Here is a 26,135-nt window from a genome sequence, read left to right as displayed (position 1 = left end):
AGAGAATGGGAGAATTAATATGAACGAATTACAGTTAAAATACGGTTGTAACCCTAATCAGAAGCCTTCCAGAGTATACATGGAGGATGGAAGTGATCTTCCTATCGAAGTTCTTAACGGCAAGCCCGGATATATCAACCTCCTTGATGCATTTAACGGCTGGCAGCTTGTATCTGAGCTAAAGAAGGCTACAGGACTTCCTGCAGCAACATCCTTCAAGCACGTATCACCTGCAGGAGCAGCAGTAGGACTTCCTCTTACAGATATCGAGAAGAAGATTTACTGGGTAGAGGATATGGGCGAGCTTACACCTATAGCTTCTGCTTATGCAAGAGCAAGAGGCGCAGACAGAATGTCTTCATTTGGTGATTTCATCTCTCTTTCAGATAAGTGCGACCTTGCAACAGCAAAACTTATCAAGAGAGAAGTATCTGACGGTGTCATCGCTCCTGACTACGATGATGACGCTCTTGAAATTCTTAAAGCTAAGAAGAACGGTAACTACGCAGTTATCAAGATAGATCCAAACTATGTACCTGCACAGCTTGAGAAGAAGCAGGTATTTGGAGTAACATTCGAGCAGGGACACAACTTCATTGAGATTGGCGATGACATGCTTTCTAACATCGTTACTGATAACAAGGAGCTTCCTGAGCAGGCTAGGATCGACCTTATCATCTCTCTTATCACACTTAAATATACACAGTCTAACTCTGTATGCTATGTTAAGGGCGGACAGGCTATCGGTATCGGTGCTGGTCAGCAGTCACGTATCCACTGCACAAGACTTGCAGGTAATAAGGCTGATAACTGGTTCCTTCGTCAGTGTCCAAAGGTTCTTGAGCTTCCTTTCCTTGATTCTATCAGAAGAGCAGATAGAGACAATGCTATAGATCTTTACATCGGTGAGGACTATATGGACGTACTTGCAGAAGGCAAGTGGCAGAACATCTTCAAGACTAAGCCTGAAGTTTTTACTGCTGAGGAAAAGAGAGAATGGCTTTCCAAGAACACAGATGTAGCTCTTGGCTCAGACGCTTTCTTCCCATTTGGTGACAACATCGAGCGTGCCTTTAGAAGCGGTGTTAAGTATGTAGCTCAGCCAGGCGGATCTGTACGTGATGACAACGTTATCGAAGCTGCTAACAGCCACGATATGGTTATGGCATTTACAGGAATGAGATTCTTCCATCACTAATTGGAAGTTTTGAAAAAAGAAATATAGATTTTTGGAAAAGGATCGGTATGTATTTCCGGTCCTTTTTTGTATAAAATGGAAGATGGTCTAATTAACAACGTAGAAGAATATGGAGAAGACGAGGAATTACCATTTGACTGAAGAACAAAATAGAAATCTTGAAACTGAATATATTGAAAAGCAACTTAAATTACAAAAGCAGATTGATTTTGCTAATGCGGTACACCCGGAATCTGTCAAGACTGTAGCTGGTGTTGACCTTGCATATTGGAAAGAAGATGACGGAGAGCACGCAGTATGCTGCATAGTTGTTATAGATTTTTTAACCAAAGAGATTATTGAGAAAAAGTATGTTTCAGAAAAGGTAAAAGTACCATATATCCCTGGATGCCTGGCATTCAGAGAAATTCCACTTTTTCTGAAGGCATATGAAAAAGTGGAGACAGATGTAGATGTTCTTTTCTTTGATGGTAATGGATATTTACATCCAAGACATATGGGACTTGCGACCCATGCAGGAATAGTAATAGGGAAGTCTACAATTGGTATAGCTAAAAGTTATTTTAAAATTGGTGACATAGATTTCACAATGCCGGAGCTAGAGCAAAACTCGTTTACTGATATCATTATATCCGGAGAAGTATATGGTAGAGTGCTTAGGACTCATAAGGCAGTTAAGCCTATTTTTGTATCAATTGGAAATAAGATAGATCTTGATACAGCAACACAGATGGCATCCGCACTCGTCACAAAAGATAGCCATATCCCTATTCCTACAAGGCTTGCAGATATTATGACTCACGAAGTAAGAAAGGCAGAAAAGAACTCTGTATGATCATTTGTGTTTGGGGTTTTAGTTAATCACGAAAGATTACCGACACATGAGTAATTTTATTATCAGGATCGGGATATTCTTTCTCGAAATGCATACCTATTGATTCTGCGGTCCTATAGGAACCGACATTTGTATATTTGCAATATGAATAGAGTGCTGGGTAATCCGTGTTAGTGAATGCCCAGTCTCTGACAGCAGATGCAGCCTCCTTGGCATAGCCCTTGCGCTGCTTATCTGCACGTATGTGATAACCAATCTCAGGGAGCATTTCGCCATCAATATTCTGAAGTGTTAATCCGCAGTCGCCGATCATCTCTCCGGTATCTTTTAAACATACAGCCCACAGGCCAAAACCATTATCGCGGTAGCGATTCATGTTTCTTTCGATCCAACTTATAACTCTTTTCTCGTCAAAAATATATGGATAATGCTGCATGATGTTTGTGTCAGTAAGGACCTTGTATAAAGCATCAAAGTCATCCATGTTCATTTCGCGAAGATACAGTCTGTCTGTTTCTAATATGATCTTTTGTTCCATTTATATCTTTATCCTTCCAATATAACTTACAAGGGTTTTACCGCTTTTTGGAGTAATAGATGAAATTCTACATCACGGTGAAAAGAACGTCTTGAAATTCCGGTTATGGTTAAAGCATCCGATGTAGATGCCTGTAATAATTCCAATCCCATGGCAACACCTATTCCTCTCATGACTCCAAGTATGATAGTATCCTGGCCTTGTTATAAAGTTTATAAAGCCACTTTAGAATCTATATAATAGCTGATATTATTATAATCAGCAATAAATATTGTTTAGATAAAATATCATTTGGATATAATTTTAAATAATAAATATATTTATAACAAGAAGCCCAAAGGCACAAAGGAGGAACAACTATGCCATTCATTTCAACTAAAACTAACGTAACAATATCTAAAGAAAAAGAAACTCAGCTCAAGGAACGCCTTGGTCAGGCAATATCGATCATCCCTGGAAAGAGCGAGAGTTGGCTTATGCTGGCGATTGAGGGAGATATTCCTATGTATTTCAGAGGTGATGGATCTGAACCTACAGCATTCATTGAGGTTAAGATATACGGAAGCGCATCATCTGATGTTTATGACAAGATGACTCAGGAACTTACAGGGATATATGGAGACGTTCTTGGCGTAGCTCCAGACCACATGTATATCAGATACTTCGGATCAGATGATTGGGGATGGAATGGTAATAATTTCTGATTCGCAAAAATGGAAAATATTTAAATTTGCGAAATGAAAATTATGAGTCAGTCACACTTAATTGGCTTTAAAGGCTCATAAAATAGGAGATTTCAAGATATGGTTAAACAGATAGTTAAGGATCCTTTTTTCTTACAAAAGAAATCCGAAAAAGCTACAGAAGCGGACAAGCAGGTAATAGAGGATCTTCTTGATACATTAAGAGCCAATCAGGACAGATGCGTTGGTATGGCGGCGAACATGATCGGCGCCTGTAAAACGATTATAGTGGTAGCTATGGGGCCATTCCATGTTGCTATGGTCAATCCCGTAATCACTAAGAAAAGCGGAGCGTATCAGACACAGGAGAGTTGCCTGTCACTGGAAGGTGTAAGACCATGCACCAGATATAAAGAGATCGAGGTGGATTATCTTGATAAGGACTTTAAGCCGCAGCACGGAAAATATAAAGATTTTACTGCACAGATAATCCAGCATGAGATCGATCATTTTTCGGGAATTCTTATTTGATTTACGTAAAGGACAAAAGTTACATCAAATAGAAGATGCTCGAGATTGAATAATATTATACGCTGCACATATATACTAAATGAAATGAGATAATAAAAATGGAATACATAGACATCTTTACAAGGGACGGACAATACACAGGAGTAACAAGACCCAAGCATGATCCTAAAAAGCGCGGGGAATATTACAGACATGTACTCGTGATCATGAAGACAACAGACAGCCCTGCGCCGGGAGAAGGCGAGGGGCTGTATATTGTTCAGCAAAGATCTCTCAAAGCCAGATTCTATCCCGGTATGTGGGATATGACAGGAGGCGCCGTGATGGCAGGAGAGCTACAAGAGGCAGCAGCCATCAGAGAAGTCAAAGAGGAACTTGATATAACGGTCTCACCTGAAGAGCTGAAACTTGGTTTTGAGAGAATCGTTGATTGGGATGATGGCACAGGACTTCTTTTGTCTGTATTTATGTGCAGAGTAGATGTTCCTGAGAACGGCTTTAAGTTTGATCCCCATGAAGTCAACGATGTGAAAGTTATGCCTTTCCATGAATTTCTCTATCATGTGTCGGATCACAACGACGAGGACTTCTGTAATGGCCTTAAAGAGATCGAGAAAAAGCTATGACTATGCTGAGCGGATCATTCCGACCATGCTCATAGGGTCAAGAACCACATCGAGTTTTTCAGGATCCATGAGCTTTTGTTCAAGTACGATTTCTCTTATGGTCTTTTCTTCGTGGAGGGCTTGTTTGGCTATACTTGCAGATTTTTGATATCCAAGTATAGGACTTAGAGCTGTAGCAATACCTACACTTCCTTCTTCAAGCTCTTCACAATGATCTGAGTTTGCAGTTATTCCTTTTATACAATTATCTATTAGGGTTGTTACAGCATGAGTCAGAACTGTAATGGACTCGAAAAGCTGGTAGAAAACTACAGGTTCAAAAGCGTTAAGCTCAAGCTGTCCTGCTTCTGCCGCCATGGCAATCGTTGTATCATGACCTATTACAAGAAAAGCCGCCTGAGTCACTACTTCGGGAATAACAGGATTAACTTTTCCCGGCATTATGGATGATCCATTCTGCTTGGCTGGAAGATTTATTTCATGAAGACCACATCGCGGGCCTGATGAAAGAAGCCTTAAGTCATTGCACATTTTGGAAAGGCTTACAGCACAGGCCTTTAGTGCGCCTGATATTTCTACAAAACTGTCAAGGTTCTCTGTGGCATCAAAAAGATCTGCGGCTTTGGTAAGATGATGACCGAATTCTTTGCTGAGAATCTTGGCTATATTTCTCTCGTAATAATCTGATGCATTTATGCCGGATCCTATTGCAGTAGCACCTATATTTATTGTATGCATCTCAAGACAGGAATTTTCCAATCTGCTACAGCACCTGTCTATCATAGATGCATAGCCACCAAAACTTTCTCCCAGAGTCATGGGGACGGCATCTTGAAGCTGTGTTCTTCCCATCTTGATAACATATCTAAACTGTAATGCCTTTTCATACAGAGTGCTTTCAAGTCTTCTAAGCTCATCAGTTAAAGGCTGCATAAGCCTGATCACAGTCATTTTACCTGCTGTTGGGATAACATCATTGGTTGACTGCGCCATATTTACATGATCATTTGGATGGATCTTATCATAATAGCCAAGCTTTCCACCAAGAAGCTCATTAGCCCTGTTGGCGATCACTTCGTTCATATTCATATTTGCGCTGGTTCCTGCGCCGCCCTGAACTGCATCTACGATAAAATCATCTTTAAAATATCCTTTTATTACTTCTTCAGCTGCGCTGCATATTGCCTTGGCTTTGTCATAGTCTAAAAGTCCGGCTTTATAATTAGTTATTGCCGCAGCTTTTTTAATAAGTGCCAGATTATTCAAAAATTCGGAATTCATCATATTGCCTGTTATTGCAAAGTTTTGTTTGGCTCTAAGAGCCTGTACTCCATAATATGCCTTTTCAGGTACTTCGAGTGATCCGATTGAATCTGATTCGATTCTCTTTTTCATAATAATCTCCTTTTGAAAAAAAGCGCTCTAACAGGACTTAGTGTCTTGTTAAAGCGCCGTTGCTTTGTTGACCATATTTAACCTCATGTCGCGAGTGAAACGAGCGACTAATGGTTCAAATTGATGGAGCTCGCGCCATCAATTTGGTTTTGAAAGTGGAACACTTTCAAACTTTATACCTTTGAGAGTTTATTGTAAATCCTTAAGTCGTTTTGATGATTTTAGAACGAATAATAGGTCTTCAACTTAATTAAATAAACTTTTTAGACAGAATAGTTTAAAAAATTAGTTTGCAAGGATAAAACAAAAAGTGCTAACATCATTTTATGCAAAGGAGCAGAAGCATTTTGTTTTCTGCTCCTTCTTTTTTTATTAGGAATATATCATGAGGAGGATTTTATTATGTATGATATAAAACTTGATAAGACAGATCTGAAGATTCTTCAGATGATAGAAAATGATGCAAGGGTATCTTTAAAAGAGCTTGCCAGTGCCAATTATATGTCTTCTCCCGGAGTAGCGGCACGTATGCGGAGATTGGAAGAACTGGGACTGATCAAAGGTTATCATACAGAAGTTGATTATTCACTTCTTGGTTACAATATCAAGGCTTTTATCAACCTTGAAGTAAACCCCAAAGATAAAGTTTCATTCTACCCGTATATAAAGGAAATACCAAACGTGGTCGAATGTAGCTGTGTCACAGGTGATTATTCAATGCTGCTTAAGGTCCTTTTTAGAAAACCAGAAGAACTGGATCATTTGATCAATGAGCTTCAGCAGTTTGGAAGAACTAAAACGCTTATAGCATTTTCAACTCCTGTGGAACACCGTCCATTACCCTTGGAAAAAATAGGAAAGAGTAATATTTAACTATAAAGATAATGACTTATAGTGCTTAGGTATTAGATGAGCTTTTACTTAGCATATCATTGATAGCTTTTACAAATTGAATAGCGGTGGGACTTAGAGTCTGATTTTTGGACCAAACAAGGGATGTGCCTGAACTTATAGATGGGTTTATGAGTCTTTTGACAATAAGATTTTCACCACCTACAAGCAGGGAAGTGAGTTTAGCTGCGCTGTAAGGAATGATCGATATGCCCATATCACACAGGCACCAGTTAAGTGATGTCATAACACTTTCATGAGAACAGATAATATTAGCATCAAATCCGCAATCAATGCAGGCGTTCTTTATAGGTGTTTCGTAAAATCTCTGAACAATTAGAGATTTATCTTTGAGATCATTAAAATCAAAATCATCATTAGCTGAAGCAAAGTATTTAGGAAGCGCTACAGCGCAGAGACTGTCTTCAGAATCAGAAACAAGACAGTCGATGCTTATATAGTTATATTTACTTTTATCAAAATTGTTCTTAATGATACACAGTTCTGCTGTGCGTTGATCCAGAAGTCTTAAAAGCCCCGAAGTATTACTTTCATACATTTGAAGGTTGAGCTTGGGGTTTTCTTTTACAAAGTCTTTTATAAAATTAGGGAAAAAGAGAATAGCAAGAGATGCGATACATCCTATATGCAGAGTTCCGCTGATACCATTTTTCATATCATCAAATATCTGAATAGTCTGATCAAAATCATGGGAGATAAGACTGGCCTGCTGATATAAGACTCTGCCTTCGTTTGTAAGTTCCAGGCTCTTGTTTTTGCGCTCAAAAAGCTTTACTCCAAGTTCACTTTCAAGAAGCATGAGCTGTTTACTAAGAGGCGGCTGTGACATATGGAGCTTCTTGGCTGCCGCAGTAATACCACCTTCATCCGTTATAGTCAGAAAATATTTTAGTTGTCTGATATCCATACAGATTTCCATCCCTTACAATTCTATATTTGTATCCGTGTGACTTTAAATCTGAATCTTCTATTAATATATTTTTGAGATCGGCGCCTCGAAATGTATATTTATACCAACTTGGCCGGGCTTTAAAAAAAAAATCACACACCCTGAATATAAAAAAATCCCCGATAACGAATTATTTTTATGTAATAAATTGAAAACGATAGTAGCATTTAATCAGCTGTTGGTCAATATGTTTTAAAATTATTTTGAATTTTTAAATTATTGTGCGGTATGACTAATACTCTTTGTCCCATATCCAAAAGATATGAATAGATATTCAAAAGATATTAGATTTTATCTGATAAATCCTGTACTATTCAAATCAATAAATAACCAAAGACAAAACAGGAAGGGGTGAAAGTATGAAAGTAGCGGTGTGTCAGGGAGATGCTGTTGGTGGTTATCCTAATAAAGAAGACCTTATCGAATACTGGAAACAGCAGTTAGGTGCGATTCCTGAAGTTAGTGATATAGATTTCTATGAAATGTTTGATGAATCCTGGGCTGGTAAATACGATGCGGTAATTGGCGCATGGATAAGAGACGGATATTTCGGAGAAGAATTCTTTAGTAAACATCAGAAACTCAAATATATAGCAACGCTTGGACATGGTTTTGGTAAGATCGATGAACTGGCAGCCAGAAGACATAATGTAACATTTACCAATACTGTATATGGTGATATGACGATCGCACAGTTCGGTTTTGGGCTTCTGATGAATATATGCCACCATATAGAAGATGAAGCAAGGTTCTATAAACAGATGATTGATGAAAATCATGGATTTACAGGAAGAAAAAAAGTTTGTACAAGACAGATCGAACTTTATGAAAAGACTATCGGGATAATAGGACTTGGAAATATAGGCTTGTGGATGGCTAAGATGGCACAGGGATTCGGAATGCATGTCATAGCTTATAGCAGGCACAAGAAAGTTGGACCTGAATATAAAGATATCGAACAGGTTTCATTTGATGAAGTACTATCAAGAAGCGATGTGATATCGATTCATTGTCCGCTTACAGACCAGACACGAGGACTTGTTGACAGAGAAGCTTTTTCCAAAATGAAAGATGGAGTCATCATCATAAATACTGCAAGAGGAGCGATCATAGATGAGGAAGCTTTAGTAGATGCCTTAAAGTCGGGCAAGGTGTATGCGGCAGGACTTGACGTTGTAGATGGAGAACCTGTACACGAGAAAAAACCTATATTCGATTGTGACAATGCAACGATAACGGCCCATATAGCCTGGGCACCTGAAGAGGCAAGATTCAGAACAATACGGATAGCAACGGAAAATTTAAGAAATTATATAGCGGGGGTACCTACCAGTGTTATTGCATAATTTTATAAAGACTTGTGACAAAGACGTCTGAATTTCTATGAAAAATAGAAACAGGCGTCTTTTTTAATAACATAAGTGGGAAGGAGGAGATTATGAAGAGGCTTGAGATCATTATAAAACCTGAAAAATTTGAAATTCTCCAGGAAATACTGGATGAATGTATGGCACATGGAGCTATGGTTTCAAATATTCAGGGTTATGGAAATCAGAAGGGTCATAAAAGTCTTTATAGAGGAGCAGAGCTTGAAATAGAGCTTCTTCCAAAGATAAAGGTGGAAACGGTGGTTGAAGATGAGCTTGTAGAACCGATAATCGCCCAGGTGTTAAAGGAGGTCAAAACCGGAAACTGCGGGGATGGAAAAATATTTGTCTACAATGTCGAAGATGCGGTTCGAATCAGAACAGGCGAGCATGGTAGCAAGGCACTTTGATAGGAGGGGATATATATGGATGCGAAACTTTTGATGAATATAATATGGACCATGCTTGGAGCTTTTCTGGTTTTCTTTATGCAGGCAGGCTTTGCAATGGTTGAAACAGGATTTACGAGGGCTAAGAACTCGGGAAATATCTTAATGAAAAATATGATGGATCTGGTAATAGGATCTATATTCTTTTTCCTGATAGGCTTTGCACTTATGTTTGGCAGTGATAATGCAGTGATCGGAACTAAGGGACTTTTTAATATCAATGCACTCGCTGATGAAAACGGAATGTTTAATGAACTTCCGATCGGTGTATTTATCTTTTTCCACACAGTATTTTGTGCAACGTCAGCAACAATCGTAAGTGGTGCTATGGCTGAGAGAACTAAATTTATTTCATATCTGCTTTATTCAGGAGCAATCAGCATGTTTATCTATCCTGTGACAGGTCACTGGATCTGGGGCGGCGGATTCTTATCCCAGCTTGGATATCACGATTTTGCAGGATCATGTGCAGTACATATGGTTGGAGGTGTGTGCGCGATAATCGGTGCATCGATCCTTGGACCAAGGAGAGGAAAGTATAGAAAGGATGGCAAGATCAAAGCTATTCCTGGACATAATCTTCCACTTGGCGTTTTAGGAGTATTCATTCTCTGGTTTGCATGGTTTGGATTTAACTGTGGATCAACAACAGCAGCGACAACTAATCTTGGCGATATAGCAATGACAACAAACCTTGCAGCATGTGCTTCAACTCTTGTTACCCTGATCGTTACCTGGGTAAGGTACGGCAAGCCTGATATCTCCATGACATGTAACGGAGCGCTTGCAGGACTTGTAGCGATCACAGCAGGAGCCGATGTTGTATCTGATTATGAAGCTCTCATCATTGGAGCAGTCGCAGGAATCCTTGTTGTCTTTGCAATAGAATTCATCGACAGGATCTTAAAAGTTGATGATCCGGTTGGTGCAGTAGGAGTACATGGAGTATGCGGAGCATTCGGAGCAGTAATGACAGGAGTATTTGGTGAAGGATGCAGCTTTATAGTTCAGCTTCTTGGAACATTTGCAGTTATCGCATATGTAGCAGTAGCCGCATTCATAGTATTTACTATCATCAATAAGATCGTAGGTCTCAGGGTCTCAGAGGATGAAGAAATTGACGGACTCGATGTTATGGAACATGGCTGCTCTGCTTATTCAAACTTTAATTTCCACAATGACAAATGATGACTGGATTAAAGTTTGGGAATGTGAGGTTGAATATGAAAAAACTTACAGTGGTCGTAAAGCATAGCAGAAGAAATGAAGTTCTGGAAATCTTTGAATCCTGTGCAGCATATGGAATCATGATCGAAGACATATCAGGATACGGAAACCAAAGAGGATCATCTACCAGATATAGAGGTATCATACAGCCGGTAACATGCCTTTCCAAAGTAAAGATAGAAACAGTAGGGGATGATGAAACTATAGAGACTATCATTAAGCTTCTGGAAGAAAGGCTAAGGACCGGGAAGATAGGAGATGGCAAGCTCTTTGTAGAAGAATTAAATGATGTTGTCAGAATAAGAACAGGAGAACGTGGCATAAAGGCATTATAGAAATCTAGTAACAAAAATCAGGGCAAAGAGGAGATGGTGTAGGAGTATGAGTGAGATAAAAAATACATCAGCAATGGAAAGAGCACAAAAGGCAAGAAGAAATACCGAGCGAATGGGCTCAGCTCCCATATTTCCACTGCTTTTGTCGATGGCAATACCCGGGCTTCTTGGAACCCTTACAACATATCTGTATAAAACAGCTGATCAGATATTTGTCGGTAATTTTGTAGGAAGAAATGCACTTGGCGGAATCTCGGTACTATCTCCATTTAACAATGTGGTCATAGCCTTAACCCTTTTTCTTACAGTAGGTGGAGCGTCAATGCTTTCTCTTGCAATGGGCAGACAGGATTATGAAAAGGCAAATAAGTTATTTACCAATATCATTATTCAGGCGGTGCTTATGGCAACGGTGGTGTGCCTTTTCTTTACCGTTTTTTCCGAATCCTTTGTAGGCCTTTGCGGAGCCAAAAAAGGAAGTGAAGTTTTTGACTACGCGGTCATCTATCTTAGGATAACTGCTCTGGGACAGATCTTTAATATGCTTAATGTCGGGCTTGCAGCCATTATAAGATCTGAAGGTAATACAAGATATTCAATGGTTGCAAATATGATAGGCGCCGTACTTAATATTTTTCTAAATACTATTTTGATAGTTGTATGTGGTTTTGGTATATACGGAGCTGCGATAGCAACAGTAGGAAGTCAGTTTGTAGGAGCTGTTTTTTCGGCAGCATATTTTATATCAGGCAAAAGTAATCTTAAATGGGCCGGTTTTAAAGTGGTTGATATAGGACAGATGATCACGGTAGCCAAGATGGGTATTGCACCTTCTATATTCCAGATGCTCAGCTTTATAACCAATATCATGATCAATAAATCACTTCAGTATTACGGTGATATCGATCCTTACTACAGCCTCCTTGGAGGAGGAGAGCTTTGTATATCGGCATTATCGGTGGTTAACACAGTAGAAGCTTTTATTACATCAGCTGCCTCAGGAATAAACCAGGCAGGAGCACCGGTCATCAGTTTTAACTATGGAAGGAAAAAATTCAAAAGAGTAAGAAGAGCATCTCTTACATCTCAGGGTATGGCATTCTTCTTTGCAGCGATCATATGGACACTCATGATGCTGGCTCCTGAATTTGTAATAAATCTTTTTAGCAAAAATGATGTTCAGCTTATTGAATACGGCGTGATGGCCATGAGAACCTGCAAGATGTTTGCACTCTTTGGCGGATTCCAGATGCTGGTAAGCATGTACTTTTCTTCTATAGGTAAACCGGAGATCGCAACTTTTGTATCCCTTTCAAGACATGGAATCTTCTTTATTCCGGCTCTCCTGATTCTTCCCAAATTGTTCGGACTTATGGGAGTGCTTCTGGCAACACCTGTATCTGATGCCTGCTCACTTGTTATTGTCACAGCAATGTACATAGGCGAGATGAAGAGGCTTGGAAGACTTCATGAAGGCGAGGATTTTGATGACAGAAGCTGGATAGCCAAAACTTTTAGAAGGCGTGCAAAAGCGGCATGAAAAGGAGGTTGGGGAGAATGCTCAAATATATTTTAAAGAGATTGTTGGTTGGTGTTGTAACGCTTTTTGCACTTGTCACATTGACCTTTGTCCTGGTTCACAGGATGCCGGGAAGCCCATTTGAGGCAGAGAACCTTTCACAGTCGCAGATAGAGCAGATGGAAGAAGCATATGGGCTTAATGAACCGGAATGGAAACAATATGTTATTTACCTTGAAAATCTGATGCATGGGGAACTTGGTGTTTCATACAAAAAGAACATCTCGGTTAATACTCTTATATCAAGAGGGGCACCATATACAGTCAGGGTTGGTCTTATAGCTTTCGGAATCTCAGCTGTGATCGGTATTTCAATTGGTATATGGATGTCGGTTACAAAGAGTCAGATCGTAAAAAATATACTTTTAGCATATGCCACCATGGGAGTAAGTGTTCCGGCATTTGTAATCGCATTATATCTAATGCTTTTATTCGGTGTTTATCTGGGACTCCTTCCTGTAGTAGGACTGACATCACCACTTCATTATATTCTTCCTGTTGCAGCTCAGGCATTCGGACCTGTTGCAACGATCGCAAGACTTACCAAGAGTACATATATGGAAGCAACGCAGCAGGACTACGTTATCATGGCAAGAGCCAAAGGGTTAAGTAACTTTCAGATCATGTTTAAACATGTACTTAGAAATGCACTGATTCCTGTAATTACATATTTTGGACCTGCTATAGCATTTACTCTTACAGGAAGCTTTGTAATCGAACAGGTTTATTCAATTCCTGGTATAGGAAGAGAATTCACAAATGCAATAACCAACAGAGACTATACAGTAATTCTTGGTTTTAGCGTTTTTATCGGAGCACTTATCATAGTTGCAAATCTTGTGGTTGATATTCTTTGTTCAATAGTTGACCCAAGGATCAAGCTTACAGATTAAGGGGGTGATCATATGGATACAAGGATCATCGAAGACTGGTTTTCGCCACTGCCTGAGGAAGAGAAAAACAGTGAATTTATAGCACTGGAAAGTAAGACCTTTATCCAGGAAGCCTGGGAGAGATTCAGGCAAAATAAGATGGCACTGGCAGGACTTTTAATACTTATCTTTATGGCTGTTATGGCAATCATGGGGCCTTTCTTATCACCTTATGAATATGATGCACAGGATACGTCCAATGCATATGCAGTCTTTTCTTCCCAGCATCTACTTGGTACTGATAAGTTTGGAAGAGACATCTTCGTAAGACTGTGTTATGGAGCCAGGATAAGCCTTAGCATAGGTTTTGGAGCAGCTATCATCAACAGTTTCATAGGTGTAGTCATTGGCGGTATCTGCGGATACTTTGGAGGCAAACTCGATACGCTGATCATGAGAATAGTGGATATCATCTATGCGATGCCTTCAATGATATATGTAATCCTTATCATGATGCTAAATGGCGCAAATGTAGAAAGTATTCTCATAGGTGTCTGTATCCCGGGATGGATAGGAATGGCCAGACAGGTAAGAGGTCAGGTCATAGCACTTAAGGAACAGGAATTCGCACTTGCAGCCATGGTACTTGGAGCAACAGATAAAAGAATCTTATTCAGGCACCTTATCATAAATGCCATAGGACCAATCATAGTCCAGATGACACTACTTGTTCCAAGTGCGATCTTTACAGAAGCATTTCTGAGTTTTATAGGAATCGGTATTTCAGCTCCAATGGCAAGCTGGGGGTCGATGGCCCAGGACGCAAGACAGGTAATGACGCTTCATCCTATGCAGATGCTTCTTCCAACTATTTGTATCTGCCTTACGATTTTTTCCCTGAACTTCTTTGGTGAAGGAATAGGAGATGCACTTAATCCAAAGAAAAAATAATTTAGTGAAAGGAAGGCCATGGCTATGAGTGAAAAATTATTGGAGATAAGCCATTTGACAACTGAATTTCTAACTCCAAATGGAATAGTACAGGCGGTAAGAGATGTATCCTACAATGTTGCCCCCGGAGAAGTTCTGGGAATCGTAGGTGAGTCCGGATCAGGAAAAAGCCAGGGAATGTATACACTCATGGGACTTCTTGCAAGTAACGGCAGAGTTGTAAACGGTACGATCAAGTTTAATGGCAAAGACATCTCCCCAAGGTATGAGAGTAAGAAAGCCAGGAAAGAATATGAAAAGCTCATGAGAACCGTAAGAGGAAATGAGATAGGTATGATCTTTCAGGATCCCATGACTTTCCTGAATCCGATACTTAAGGTCGGAACCCAGCTTACAGAAGGAATCAGGATACATACAAAATGCAGCAAAAAAGAGGCAAGAAAACAGGCAATAGAACTTTTGAGACAGGTAGGAATACCAAGCCCTGAAAAAAGACTTAACCAGTATCCTTTTGAATTCTCAGGAGGTATGAGACAGAGGATCATCATAGCAATAGCGCTTGCCTGTAACCCAAAACTTATCATTGCAGATGAGCCTACAACAGCTCTTGATGTTACGGTTCAGGCACAGATCCTTGAACTGTTGCAAAAGCTTACCAAGGAGAGAGGTTCAAGTGTAATAATCATTACTCATGATCTGGGAGTTGTAGCAACCATGTGCGACAGGATCGCAATAATGTATGCAGGCCAGATCGTTGAAGAGGGCACAGTGGATGAAATCTTCTATCATGCAAAGCATCCATATACAAAAGGCCTTCTAAACAGTATCAATAATTCAGAAAAAGATGATGATGAGCCGCTGGTACCTATCCCGGGAACTCCTCCTGATCTGACTTCGCTGACTGGAGGCTGTGCATTTATGAACAGGTGTCCTAATGCCATGAAGGTCTGCGCAGTTCAGGAAGGTCCGGTAACAAGATATAACGGAACCCATTTTTGCAGGTGCTGGCTTGAAAATATGGATGAATCTCTTATCAAGGTTAAGCCAATGAAGACTGTGGACGTAGAACCTGTAAGAAAGATCGTCTAAGGAGGTTTGTCATGGAAGAGAATGTATTAGAAGTAAAAAGACTTACAAAGTTTTTTGAAGTAAACAGGGGAATAAAACCTCAGGTGGTTCAGGCTGTTAACGACATATCATTTGAAGTAAAAAAAGGAGAAACCTTCGGTCTTGTAGGCGAATCGGGATGTGGCAAGAGCAGTCTTGGTCGAACCATATTAAGGATATATGAACCAACTAACGGAGAGATACTTTTTGACGGAAAAGATATTACAAAATTATCCAGAAAGCAGATGCTCCCATACAGGCAGAAGCTCCAGATGATATTTCAGGATCCATATGCATCACTTAATCCTAGATTTACAGTTGGTGAGATCATAGGAGAGCCTATGGAGATCCATAATATTGGCACACCGAAAACCAGACAGAAGAAGGTTCAGGAACTTCTGGAAATCGTAGGGCTTAAGCCTGATCATATCAGAAGATATCCACATGAATTCTCCGGTGGACAGAGGCAGAGAATAGGAATTGCAAGAACACTTGCTCTTGATCCTGAATTTATAGTATGTGATGAACCTATATCAGCTCTTGACGTATCGATTCAGGCACAGGTCATTAACCTTTTGGAAGATATTCAGAAGGCGACCGGAATAAGTTATCTTTTTATAGCTCATGACCTTGGAATGGTTAAACATATAAGTCACAGGATTGGCGTTATGTATTTGGGACACATGGTGGAAGTAGGGACATCCAATGATGTGTATAAAAAACCACTTCATCCTTATTCCAAAGCACTTCTAAGTGCAGAACCCATACCAGATCCTAATACAGCCAGAAGGAAAAAGAGAATCCTTTTAGAAGGAGAGATTCCAAGTCCTATCAACCCTCCAAAGGGATGTCCGTTTAATACAAGATGTCCATATGCGGTGGCAGAATGTTTCCATCAAATGCCGGCGAATTTTAAGGTTGATAACAGACAGGTCTCATGTTTCTTATATGCACCTAAATATCTGAGAATGAGAGAAAACTTAAGTATTGAAAATCTTGCTTAAAGTAGAAAGGGAGTGTGATTATGAGAAAAGTATTTAAGAAAGTTGTGGCTACAGGCCTGGCATTAAGTATGCTACTAGGGATGAGCGCCTGCGGTGATAAGAATAAGGCAGGCGATACGGCTTCGGCAGCAGGCAACTACAAGTCAATAACTACTACAATGTCTATGGAGTCAGGTACTCTTGATAGTGCCGGTATCACTTCATATTGGTGGTGGAGTTATACTTCTCTTGCAACAGCACCGCTTGTAGAGCTTGCTGCAGATGGAAGTTACAAGAATATCCTGGCAGATTCCTATGAAGTTAATGATGATATGACAGTATATACTTTCCATATCAAGGAAGATGCAAACTGGAATAATGGAGATGCAGTAACAGCTGCAGACTTTTTGAACACGATCACAAGGGCTCTTGATCCTGATTGTGGTAATGGATACTCAACAATGCTCTTATGTATTAAAGGAGCAGAAGCCATCTATAAGGAAGGCGCTGATATATCAACGCTTGGAGTTGAGTGCCCCGACGATAAGACGATCATCTTCAATCTTACAGAGCCTACGGCATATTTTATGGATCTTCTGACACTTCCGGTATTTATCCCGACCCATAGAGAACTTCAGACAGAAACAAATGGCCCCTGGTCAATGGGCGAAGATATGGATGCACTGGTAAGCTGCGGACCATTCTATATGGCTGAATATGTTCCAAATCAGTATTGCGTATATAAGAAAAATGATAGCTATGTTTTAAAAGATGAGATCCATCTTGATGAAGTAAAGACAATGGCTATGGAAGATACACAGGCAATAATCAGTGCATATAAGACAGGTGAACTTGATATAGCAACAGCAGATTATACAGTTCTTGAAGAATATGATGGTAGCGATGAGCTCGTAAAATATGTTGCAACAACAAGTAACTATGAACTCTTTGATATAACAAAGCCACCATTTGATGATGTAAGAGTAAGAGAAGCATTTTCGATCTCAATTGACAGGGATGCTGTAGCAACAGCCTGCGGTACGAATTATATCGGCACATCATTTTTTGTAGGAACAGGTGTTATATCCAAGGCTTCAGGTAAGACCTGGTCAGAAGAAGCTGGAGGAGAGCTTTTGACCTATGATGTAGAAAGAGCAAAAGAACTTCTTGCAGAAGCCGGTTATCCAAATGGAGAAGGCTTCCCTACAGTAACTTATAAGTATCCAAGTACTCAGATAGAATCCGATATAGCTCAGGCCCTTCAGGCTCAGTGGAAAGAAAATCTCGGAATCGAAGTACAGCTTGAAGCTCAGGAAACACAGGTAAATATTTCAGACAGACGTGCAGGAGATTTTGATATCTGCAGAATGCAGTGGACAGCAGACTTTATTGATCCATATACATATCTTTCAATGTACAGAACAACAGATTCCTACAATGATAACGGTACAAACTGCAGTGAATACGATGCTCTTATGGAAGAGTCCAATAAAGAATCTGATCCTGTAAAGAGGTATGAACTCTTACACGAAGCAGAAAAGATACTTGTAGCAGATTATTTCTGGGCAATTCCTGTAGTAAACAGGGAGACAATAGTACTAATGAATCCTAAGCTTACAAACAGGATCGTCGATCCATCAAGAGGAAATATAAGAACCAAGTATCTTGATATTGAGTAATGAATTGAAACCAACCATACACAGACTGTTACCTGGTCAAAGGGGACCAAACCTTTCAGGTAGCAGTCTTTTATTTTTAAGGAGGATGCGGATATGTCAGTTAAAGATTTAATGAGAGAGCCACTTAAAGGATTTCAGATCTATACAGCAGGAGGCATGATGGTAAAGCCGGGCCCCGGCATCATAAAACTTAATGCTAATGAAAATCAGATGGGATCAAGCCCCAAGGCACTTGAAGCCATGGAAAAGGAACTTAGTAAGTGTAATCTGTATCCAATGGAGTCTATTACGAATCTTAAGCAGAAGATAGCAGAGCATGTAGGAATGCCGGTGAGCTGTATCACAGCCTTTAATGGATCAGGAGCCGGAATTCAGGCAGTTGCAGAAGCTTTCCTTAATCCTGATGATGAACTTCTTATCTGTTCACCAACATATATGCAGTACTACAGACTTCCTGCCCAGTTTGGTGCAAAGCTTGTAGAGGTTTTTGGCAAAGATGGTGTGAGTACAGATCTTGATGCACTTTCGGCTGCAATTACTGATAAAACAAAGCTTATATATATCTGTAATCCTAACAATCCTACAGGTACGCTTCTGTGTCCGGACAAGCTTTCAACCTTTATTGATGATCTTCCTGATCACGTTGTATGTGTTATAGATGAAGCTTATATAGACTGGGTGGCAGATGACTCTTATCCCAGCATGGTCTCAAAGGTTCTGTGCGGCAAAAATGTTATCGTACTTCGAACATTCTCTAAGATATACGGACTTGCAGGTATCAGATGCGGATACGCTGTAGCAAGTGAAGAGATCATAACTTGTCTTAGTGCAATATCAGGTATCTTTGGAACTAACAGGGTTGCGGCAGCAGGCGCAGCAGCTGCGCTGGAAGATAAAGAGTTCTATAAGGCAGCACAGGACAACAATACAGAGCAAAGAGCTTATCTTTCAAAAGAACTTGAAAAGCTTGGTTGTACGGTAGTGCCGAGTTCTACAAGCTTTATCTATTTTGCACCGCACTGTGATACTAAGGAATGCATGAGTTATCTTGAATCTAAAGGGGTTTATATAAGATACTTTTCCGAAGAATATATTCGTGTTAGTATAGGTCTTCCTATGCAGAATCAGAAGTTCCTTGACACTATCGGAGAATTTATTGAAAAGAGCTGTGTAAAAGAGAAGGCAGTATAAAAGAAAGAAGTATAAAAGAAAGGAAGTATAACGAGAAGTAGAATAGTGCTAGCTGAATAAAGTAGAATAAAGAAAAGTAGAATAATGAGAAGAACAAAGAAAACAGTATAACAGTAAATGAAAAAAAGAGGGTCGATCACATAATAGATCGGCCTTCTTTGTGAATATAGAGCTTCTTCGATTATACTGTAATAATTTTATATTTGACTTTCGCTATACGTCATCAGATCCTCTGCCGCAGACATCTGGAAATACGGCGTGCCATCAGCTCTGAAGTGTACTCGCCTTATACCATCACATCTAAGAGTACTATCTATAGTAGTCTCTCCATGATAAGCTATCATCAGTTCGCCGTCTTCGTTAGTAAAGAATGAGTTGTGACCAGGGCCGAAAACTCCTTTTACAGAATAGAAGTTAAGGACTGGTGTAATGCTCTTGGTCCAGGAGGAGATATCTAACAGATCGGCATCGTCATCAGCTGTCAGAAGACCAACTGCATAGGTATAAGAGTTGGCTGCACCGCCTGAATATGTAACATAGAGCTTTCCTTCATGGATAAAGCCATAAGGGCCTTCGTTGTTGATAGTTCCTGATACATTCTCCCAACCAAGAAGAGGTCTTGTAAGGAGCACAGGTTCACTTGTAAGGATCCATGGCTTATCTTCATCAATGGATGCGATATAAAGCATGGAACCAGTATCATTCGGATGTCCGATGAACTGCCTGTATGACCAGATAAGATATGAACCTTTGCTTGTTTTAACATGGGTCATATCAAGGGTTATGGCGCCTTGTCCTATTGGCGTTCCATCCATCTTGCGCACCTTTACAGGATCTTCCCAGCTGTCAGCTTCTATGATACTTGCGCCTTTCTTTTTCTTCATCATATGACACTGAGGACCCCACTCATGGCCGCTAACAGCAAAAAGAATATATAATTCGTCTCCGATCACATGGAATTCGGGTGCCCAGAAGGTCTGCTCGAAGCCTCTTTCAGGATCAAATGGAAGGATGAGATGCTCGGTGACACCTTCTGCAAAGAGACCATGTACATCATCAGCTTCTCGCACATAGATACCTATATCATGACGATTGTCGCTGGTTGATATGAAATACCATTTTCCTTCCCATGGGAAAATAACGGGATCGCCGTATCCCTTTGCAAGAGGGAAGTCAAACTTCTGCTGGTGTATACGTCCATCCGGACCAAACTTTTTCTCTCTTGAAGATCCGTCGCTGTATGAAATTAGTATACCTGACTTGTCGTCCTTGCAGGTTACACCGGTGCATACTATTGGATTCCAGTATTGCTCGGCTTTCTTTGCTATTTCGGGATCTACTTCAAGGGCGTCTGCATATATTTGATTTTTAGACAGGAACTCTTTTTTTATAGAATCTGATGATTCATATTCTTTGGGGAGATATTTGGAGATTTCATCATCAGAAATAAGGTTTTCCTCTTCAAAGTGAATCAGATCTTTGGTTTTCCAAAGAACTTTTTGGTTTAAAGCATCCTTATCAACCTCGCCGTTTTCAAGGACTCTTTCTGCAGCAATACCGATCCATCCGTCTTCCATATTGAATATAAGCGGATTCTGAACACCCTTTGGGATGATGGTATTATCCTTGCTTATAGCACCTTTTGCAAAAAGAATTCCGTAGTTTCTGTTTAAAGGTGCAGCGCTTCCGTCATCAGAAATAACTTCGAAATGTACACTTCTTGCAAGCCCTTCCGGGTAATTGTTTTCATTAACTTCTCTTGTAAATACTTTGATTTTCATATTTTTAACCTTTTATGTCGTGGTTTTCTGTTACATCCCAATACTACCGAAATACAGGACCGCAGACTTACTATTTGTTGAGGAATTTTAGTCATTTTTTGCTATCTCTGATTATTAAGTCAGCTGATGAATATTCTCAAAATTTATAGAATTGTGCTCAGTTTTGGTGATTGAATTGTGCACTATTCTTTTTTGATATATAATTATCAGAAAATTGGCGCACTGCGCTTTTTTACCAGGATACGGGGGGACTGTTTATGAAATTGCTATTGAGGCTGAGTAAAGAGGCAGTAAGATACAGATTATTATATGTGATCGCAATCTTTTCAACCCTGATGCTTACTGTTATCAATCTTGCAGCGCCCAAGGCTCTGTCAGAGATGACAGGAATTGTAAGTAACGGCGTTGATGAAAACGGGATGAAGAGAATTTGGATTCTTACGGCCGTTCTTATTGGACTTTATCTTGGAAGGATCCTTTTCAGATTCCTTAGTAATTATCTTGCTCACAAAGCGGCATGGTACCTTGTGGGAGATCTCAGAACCCGTACTTATGATAAGCTTGAACGCATGCACATCGGATATTTCCATGATAAGCAGACTGGAGATCTGATGAGCCGTATAGTTAATGATACAAGGGATTTTGAACTTTTATATGCTCATATGATTCCGGAGACTATCACTAACATTGTGACTTTCATTGGCGTTCTCATAATGCTTCTTACTATCAATGTGAAGCTTGCTCTTATTACATGTGCACCGATCCCTCTTATTTTTATATCCGGAATTATTTTTTCCAAAAAAGTTAGACCCTTCTTCAGGGCATCGCAGAAGAAAATGGGCGAACTTAACGGTAAGCTTCAGGATAACTTGTCTGGTCTTCAGGAGATACAGTCTTTTGGCAGAGAAGAATACGAGACGCAGCAGGTTGATGAGAAGAACTTCGAGCACGTAAAAGCTATGCTTAAGGCGCTTAAGATCAGTGCTATATTTCATCCTTGCGTTGAATTTATATCTTCTATAGGTACGATACTTGTTGTCGCTTTTGGCGGCTACCTTGCATGGAAAGAAAGTCTTAGAGTCGAGGATGTGGTTGCATTCCTTCTGTATCTTGGACTATTCTATGCTCCTATCACAGGGCTTGCCAACCTTCTTGAGAATATGCAACAGTCTATGGCAGGCGCTGAGCGAGTTATCACGATCCTTGATGCGCCTTGCGAGATCAAGGACAAGGAAGGGGCTCTTGCGTTAAAAGATGTAAAGGGTGAGATCAGGTTTGAGAATGTGAGCTTTTCGTATGAGACTGGTGGTAAGATCCTTGATGATATCTCTTTTGAATGCGAGCCTGGTAAGATGCTGGCTCTTGTAGGTCCTACCGGAGTTGGTAAGACTACTATGACCAAGCTTATATCAAGATTTTATGAACCTACCAATGGGCACATATATATTGATGGTAATGATATTAATGATATTACTATAGAGAGTCTCAGGCAGAATATCTCGCCTGTTCTTCAGGACACATTCCTTTTTAATGGAACTATTGCTGAGAATATCGGCTATGCAGTTCCTGATGCAGACATGGATGAGATCATAGAAGCGGCTAAGGCTGCCAATATTCATAAGGACATCATGAATATGCCTGATGGCTATGATACGCTGGTCGGCGAAAGAGGTCTTAGGCTTTCTGGCGGACAGAAGCAAAGGGTAGCTATTTCAAGAGCTATACTTCGAAAGTCCCCTATAATAGTACTTGATGAAGCTACAGCATCTGTCGATGTTGAGACGGAGAAACAGATTCAGGAAGCGATTAACAACATTACAGGTAAGCGTACGATCGTTGCAATTGCGCACAGGCTGTCAACTATTCGCAACGCAGATCTTATTCTTGTCATTGAAAACTGTCATATAGCAGAAAGAGGAACTCACGAAGAACTTGTGGCACTTGGCGGAATTTATTCTCGGATGAACAAGATACAGGGATGAACTATTAATAAAGCTGGAGTGGGCTATGTCTACAATTGATATAGATGGGATCTTCGCCCCAGGCGAAGTTGTTTACAACAATTTTCATATATCATCAACTAAAACTATGGAAGAACAGTGGGATAATCTTCATGAAGACCTGATTCAGGTGGAATATGAGGGCGGTCTGATACTGGACATTGGCTGGTACCCTGAATGTGATCCTACAGGAAGGTTTATAATCAACCTAATAAAGGACTATAATTGGGAGAATCCGCTTAAAAGGATTGAAGCAAAAAATATAGGCGAGATGTATAGAGCTATAAATGCAATAATAGTTGAATTTATTCAAAAGAAAAATTATTAAAAAATTCTGAAAGAAACTGCGTTACAGCAGAAAAATGCTGTAATACAGTTCCTTTTTTGTTATAGTAAATGTAAGTTTTTTGAGACAACAGGAGCGTTACTGAACAATGGTAATTAAACAACTTAATTATGATGAATACAAAGGAAAGCAGTATAAAGCTGAGATTCGTTCAGATAAATACCTTTCCATCGAACCAGAAGGCGAAGGCTTCTCCATTGAATGGAAAAAAGCAGACAACGAGATAGTTGAGCCCCTTACAGATGACATGTTGTCTGAATGGCTGGATAATCCTATAGCCTATGGCGCTTTTGAAGGAGATACACTCATTGGTTTTGTAGAAGGTTTCTTCGAAGATTGGAACAACAGATACAGAATCTCAAATATATGCGTATTCGCTACAGACCTTCGCAGTAAAGGTGTTGGCACAGCTCTTCTTGAGAAGATCATGGAAGATGCTGTAAAAAGCGGTGCAAGAATGGCGGTTCTGGAGACACAGAGCTACAATTCAAAAGCAATTTCTTTTTACAAGAAAAATGGATTTGAGCTTATAGGCTTTGACAGATATGCATACTCAAACGATGGACCAAAAGAGCATAACATGAGAATTGAGATGGGTAAGAAGCTGTGATGACAGGCATAAAAGGTAAAAAATCTATGTACCTATACAGGACTGGAACGATGATGGGGCGCATGGACCGGAGAGATATATAGAAGCTCATATATGGACAGATGAAACAATTAACAAATGGCTGGAGAGGACTTAAGACGATGATTGTATTAGTAATTGATATTCAAAAAGGCATTACAGATGACAGGCTCTATAACTATGAGACTTTTCTCGAAAGTACGAAACGTGTCATTGATACTGCCCGTAAAAATAACGTAGAAGTTATCTATGTTCAGCATGATGACGGCCCAGGAACAGGCTTTTCTGTAGGCGATGTGGATTTTGAGATTGCCGATCAGGTTGCTCCTAAAGAAGGAGAGAAGATATATACTAAAGAAATTAATAGCTGCTTTGGTAATAAAGAGCTTGCAGGATATCTTGATGAGCAAGCTGACAAAACGCTGATGATCGTAGGTCTTCAGACGAATTTCTGCATTGATGCCTCAGTGAAATCTGCTTTTGAAAGAGGATATAAAGTCATAATACCGGAAGGTACGAACTCGACTTTTGATAACGACTATATGGACGGTGAGACAACCTACAAGTATTACAACGACATGATGTGGCCAAAGAGATTTGCAGATTGCGTTTCTTTGGACGAAGCACTTGGAATGATGGAGAGATAAACATGAATGAAGCATATTTTGCAGGCGGATGTTTTTGGTGCGTAACACCAATTTATAAGATGTACGGAGTGGATGAGGTTATCTGCGGTTATGCAGGAGGAGACGAAGTTAATCCTACCTATGAGCAGGTAAAGCATCAGGAAACAGGTCATAGAGAGACGATCAAACTCGTCTACAATCCTGAGAAAGTCTCATATGAAAGACTTTTAGATATTTACTTTGCTAACGTTGATCCTTTTGATGCAGAGGGCCAGTTCATCGACAAGGGATTTTCATATACCCTTGCGATCTTCTATAAAACTGAAGAAGAAAAAGAGATTGCTCAAAAGAAGATAGCCGAAATTGAAAAAAGCTCCGGTAAAGAGGCACAGGTAGCTCTTTTACCATATAAGAATTTCTATGAGGCGGAAGAATATCATCAGGATTATTACCTGAAAAATCCTGAGGCTTTTGAGAAGGAACTTATTGAATCAGGTAGAAAAAAGCAGTAGTAGCGAGCAAGGTTTTGGGAGGATACCAGGTATGTGTTTTGTATGTGACAGAGTTAGAGAGACTAGAGAAGGCAAGAACCCAACATTGGTAAAAGAGCTTGAGGAGATGAAAGCTAAGCTTCTTGTGGAGCTTAATAAAGTTTTTAGATAGAAAATATCGAATTAGTATCTATTGGAATTACACTGATATTTCTTGTATTATTCGGTAAGAAATTTGAGGTGAATAAGATGGATGAGAGACTTAAGAAACAGCTGGATTTTGCATTAGAAGTTGATAAGGAAAAGAATATTTTTAGACAGACCCATCTTTCAGGCCATGGCAGAAACGAGAACGACGCAGAGCATGCCTGGCATATGGCGCTGATGGCGTATCTTTTAAAAGAGTATTCTAATGAGCCTGTGGACATCGCCAAAGTCATGCTTATGTGCCTGATACATGATGTGGTAGAAATCGATGCCGGAGATACTTATGCTTATGATGCAGACGGTCTTAAGACTCAGAAAGAGCGTGAAGATAGGGCAAAAGAAAGAATCTTCTCACTTCTACCGGAAGACCAGAAAGCAGATTTGATAGCTCTTTTTGATGAGTTTGAAGCATATGAGACGCCGGAGTCAAAATATGCCCATGCCATGGATAATCTTCAGCCACTGATCCTTAACAACAGTAACGGGGGCTCAGACTGGAAAGAACATGGCGTTACTTCCAGTCAGGTCTATGGTCGACAGAGTAAGACCAAACTCGGCTCTGAGAAACTGTATCAGGAAGTTGTCGATAAGATTATTAAGGAGCAAATAAAAAAGGGAAATATCAAGGAATGATGGGAATTACAGGATG

General features: G+C 39.9%; 27 protein-coding genes. 23 read left to right on the top strand and 4 right to left on the bottom strand.

All coding sequences use genetic code 11. The features are described from left to right. Positions 1-19: 19 nt before the first annotated feature. Together WAA20_RS15685 and WAA20_RS15680 are read left to right on the top strand one after the other, a co-directional pair. On the top strand, positions 20-1,198 hold the full coding sequence (locus tag WAA20_RS15685) for a phosphoribosylaminoimidazolecarboxamide formyltransferase (protein ID WP_073388570.1): 1,179 nt from the start codon (positions 20-22) through the stop codon (positions 1,196-1,198). Positions 1,199-1,331: 133 nt separating this feature from the next. Beyond that, complete coding sequence (locus WAA20_RS15680; RefSeq protein WP_330393653.1) at positions 1,332-2,033, top strand: endonuclease V; 702 nt, start codon at positions 1,332-1,334, stop codon at positions 2,031-2,033. A gap of 22 nt (positions 2,034-2,055) precedes the next feature. Here WAA20_RS15680 and WAA20_RS15675 read toward each other — a convergent pair whose 3' ends face one another. Continuing rightward, positions 2,056-2,571 carry a GNAT family N-acetyltransferase gene (locus WAA20_RS15675; protein WP_242951190.1) on the bottom strand — a complete coding sequence of 172 codons (516 nt, stop codon included), beginning with the start codon at positions 2,569-2,571 and terminating at the stop codon, positions 2,056-2,058. A 359-nt stretch (positions 2,572-2,930) separates the two neighbouring features. Between WAA20_RS15675 and WAA20_RS15670 the strand changes: the two genes are divergently transcribed. The 3 genes from WAA20_RS15670 (at position 2,931) to WAA20_RS15660 (ending at position 4,411) form a co-directional block, all read left to right on the top strand. After that, entirely contained in the window at positions 2,931-3,275 is a 345-nt protein-coding gene (locus WAA20_RS15670) for a phenylpyruvate tautomerase MIF-related protein (RefSeq protein WP_073388567.1), read from the top strand. A gap of 99 nt (positions 3,276-3,374) precedes the next feature. Beyond that, the gene (locus WAA20_RS15665) at positions 3,375-3,785 is read left to right on the top strand and encodes a peptide deformylase (protein WP_022758447.1); all 411 of its coding nucleotides are present in this window, start codon (positions 3,375-3,377) and stop codon (positions 3,783-3,785) included. A gap of 98 nt (positions 3,786-3,883) precedes the next feature. Next, complete coding sequence (locus WAA20_RS15660; protein ID WP_073388565.1) at positions 3,884-4,411, top strand: NUDIX domain-containing protein; 528 nt, start codon at positions 3,884-3,886, stop codon at positions 4,409-4,411. Here the strand turns inward: WAA20_RS15660 and WAA20_RS15655 are convergent, their stop codons facing one another. Beyond that, on the bottom strand, positions 4,412-5,806 hold the full coding sequence (locus WAA20_RS15655; RefSeq protein WP_073388564.1) for an aspartate ammonia-lyase: 1,395 nt from the start codon (positions 5,804-5,806) through the stop codon (positions 4,412-4,414). It lies immediately after the preceding gene. Positions 5,807-6,208: 402 nt separating this feature from the next. On the opposite strand from WAA20_RS15655, the gene WAA20_RS15650 reads away from it, so the two are divergent. After that, the gene (locus WAA20_RS15650) at positions 6,209-6,679 is read left to right on the top strand and encodes an Lrp/AsnC family transcriptional regulator (protein ID WP_073388562.1); all 471 of its coding nucleotides are present in this window, start codon (positions 6,209-6,211) and stop codon (positions 6,677-6,679) included. A 25-nt stretch (positions 6,680-6,704) separates the two neighbouring features. Here WAA20_RS15650 and WAA20_RS15645 read toward each other — a convergent pair whose 3' ends face one another. Beyond that, positions 6,705-7,625 carry a LysR family transcriptional regulator gene (locus WAA20_RS15645; protein ID WP_022757707.1) on the bottom strand — a complete coding sequence of 307 codons (921 nt, stop codon included), beginning with the start codon at positions 7,623-7,625 and terminating at the stop codon, positions 6,705-6,707. Between the two features lie 401 nt (positions 7,626-8,026). Between WAA20_RS15645 and WAA20_RS15640 the strand changes: the two genes are divergently transcribed. The 11 genes from WAA20_RS15640 to hisC all read left to right on the top strand — a co-directional run bounded on the left by WAA20_RS15640 (position 8,027) and on the right by hisC (position 19,407). Next, positions 8,027-9,013 carry an NAD(P)-dependent oxidoreductase gene (locus WAA20_RS15640; protein WP_022757708.1) on the top strand — a complete coding sequence of 329 codons (987 nt, stop codon included), beginning with the start codon at positions 8,027-8,029 and terminating at the stop codon, positions 9,011-9,013. Between the two features lie 92 nt (positions 9,014-9,105). Further along, positions 9,106-9,444, top strand: a complete 339-nt coding sequence (locus tag WAA20_RS15635; protein WP_022757709.1) for a P-II family nitrogen regulator — start codon at positions 9,106-9,108, stop codon at positions 9,442-9,444. 15 nt (positions 9,445-9,459) lie between these two features. After that, positions 9,460-10,671: an ammonium transporter gene (locus tag WAA20_RS15630; RefSeq protein ID WP_022757710.1), complete on the top strand. Its 1,212-nt coding sequence runs from the start codon at positions 9,460-9,462 to the stop codon at positions 10,669-10,671. 35 nt (positions 10,672-10,706) lie between these two features. Then, the gene (locus tag WAA20_RS15625; protein WP_022757711.1) at positions 10,707-11,045 is read left to right on the top strand and encodes a P-II family nitrogen regulator; all 339 of its coding nucleotides are present in this window, start codon (positions 10,707-10,709) and stop codon (positions 11,043-11,045) included. Between the two features lie 46 nt (positions 11,046-11,091). Then, on the top strand, positions 11,092-12,585 hold the full coding sequence (locus tag WAA20_RS15620; protein WP_073388560.1) for an MATE family efflux transporter: 1,494 nt from the start codon (positions 11,092-11,094) through the stop codon (positions 12,583-12,585). A 17-nt stretch (positions 12,586-12,602) separates the two neighbouring features. Then, positions 12,603-13,517, top strand: coding sequence for an ABC transporter permease (locus WAA20_RS15615; RefSeq protein ID WP_022757713.1), 915 nt, complete (start codon positions 12,603-12,605; stop codon positions 13,515-13,517). A 12-nt stretch (positions 13,518-13,529) separates the two neighbouring features. Continuing rightward, a complete protein-coding gene (locus WAA20_RS15610; protein ID WP_022757714.1) occupies positions 13,530-14,447 on the top strand; it encodes an ABC transporter permease in 918 nt (305 codons plus the stop codon). Positions 14,448-14,471: 24 nt separating this feature from the next. Continuing rightward, on the top strand, positions 14,472-15,536 hold the full coding sequence (locus tag WAA20_RS15605) for an ABC transporter ATP-binding protein (RefSeq protein WP_027207050.1): 1,065 nt from the start codon (positions 14,472-14,474) through the stop codon (positions 15,534-15,536). A gap of 11 nt (positions 15,537-15,547) precedes the next feature. After that, on the top strand, positions 15,548-16,558 hold the full coding sequence (locus WAA20_RS15600; RefSeq protein ID WP_051211888.1) for an ABC transporter ATP-binding protein: 1,011 nt from the start codon (positions 15,548-15,550) through the stop codon (positions 16,556-16,558). A 20-nt stretch (positions 16,559-16,578) separates the two neighbouring features. After that, positions 16,579-18,216: a peptide ABC transporter substrate-binding protein gene (locus WAA20_RS15595; RefSeq protein ID WP_073388559.1), complete on the top strand. Its 1,638-nt coding sequence runs from the start codon at positions 16,579-16,581 to the stop codon at positions 18,214-18,216. A 93-nt stretch (positions 18,217-18,309) separates the two neighbouring features. Continuing rightward, the gene (hisC, locus tag WAA20_RS15590; RefSeq protein WP_027207048.1) at positions 18,310-19,407 is read left to right on the top strand and encodes a histidinol-phosphate transaminase; all 1,098 of its coding nucleotides are present in this window, start codon (positions 18,310-18,312) and stop codon (positions 19,405-19,407) included. 197 nt (positions 19,408-19,604) lie between these two features. On the opposite strand, the gene WAA20_RS15585 is transcribed toward hisC, so the two are convergent. Beyond that, a complete protein-coding gene (locus tag WAA20_RS15585; protein WP_073388557.1) occupies positions 19,605-21,188 on the bottom strand; it encodes a family 43 glycosylhydrolase in 1,584 nt (527 codons plus the stop codon). A gap of 257 nt (positions 21,189-21,445) precedes the next feature. Here WAA20_RS15585 and WAA20_RS15580 point away from each other — a divergent pair, with 257 nt between their 5' ends. From WAA20_RS15580 to WAA20_RS15555, 6 genes are all read left to right on the top strand, one after another. After that, positions 21,446-23,170: an ABC transporter ATP-binding protein gene (locus WAA20_RS15580; protein ID WP_073388555.1), complete on the top strand. Its 1,725-nt coding sequence runs from the start codon at positions 21,446-21,448 to the stop codon at positions 23,168-23,170. A 25-nt stretch (positions 23,171-23,195) separates the two neighbouring features. Further along, positions 23,196-23,516, top strand: a complete 321-nt coding sequence (locus WAA20_RS15575; RefSeq protein WP_081373877.1) for a hypothetical protein — start codon at positions 23,196-23,198, stop codon at positions 23,514-23,516. A gap of 106 nt (positions 23,517-23,622) precedes the next feature. Continuing rightward, positions 23,623-24,144 carry a GNAT family N-acetyltransferase gene (locus tag WAA20_RS15570; protein ID WP_073388553.1) on the top strand — a complete coding sequence of 174 codons (522 nt, stop codon included), beginning with the start codon at positions 23,623-23,625 and terminating at the stop codon, positions 24,142-24,144. A 101-nt stretch (positions 24,145-24,245) separates the two neighbouring features. After that, positions 24,246-24,809: a cysteine hydrolase family protein gene (locus WAA20_RS15565; protein WP_338801474.1), complete on the top strand. Its 564-nt coding sequence runs from the start codon at positions 24,246-24,248 to the stop codon at positions 24,807-24,809. 2 nt (positions 24,810-24,811) lie between these two features. Then, entirely contained in the window at positions 24,812-25,300 is a 489-nt protein-coding gene (gene msrA / locus WAA20_RS15560) for a peptide-methionine (S)-S-oxide reductase MsrA (RefSeq protein WP_073388550.1), read from the top strand. Between the two features lie 228 nt (positions 25,301-25,528). After that, a complete protein-coding gene (locus WAA20_RS15555; protein ID WP_073388548.1) occupies positions 25,529-26,119 on the top strand; it encodes an HD domain-containing protein in 591 nt (196 codons plus the stop codon). Positions 26,120-26,135 lie beyond the last annotated feature (16 nt).

Source organism: Butyrivibrio fibrisolvens (assembly GCF_037113525.1).
Lineage (GTDB): Bacteria > Bacillota > Clostridia > Lachnospirales > Lachnospiraceae > Butyrivibrio > Butyrivibrio fibrisolvens.
The sequence above is the reverse complement of the archived record's forward strand: the minus strand, read 5'-3'. Positions and strand labels throughout refer to the sequence as shown.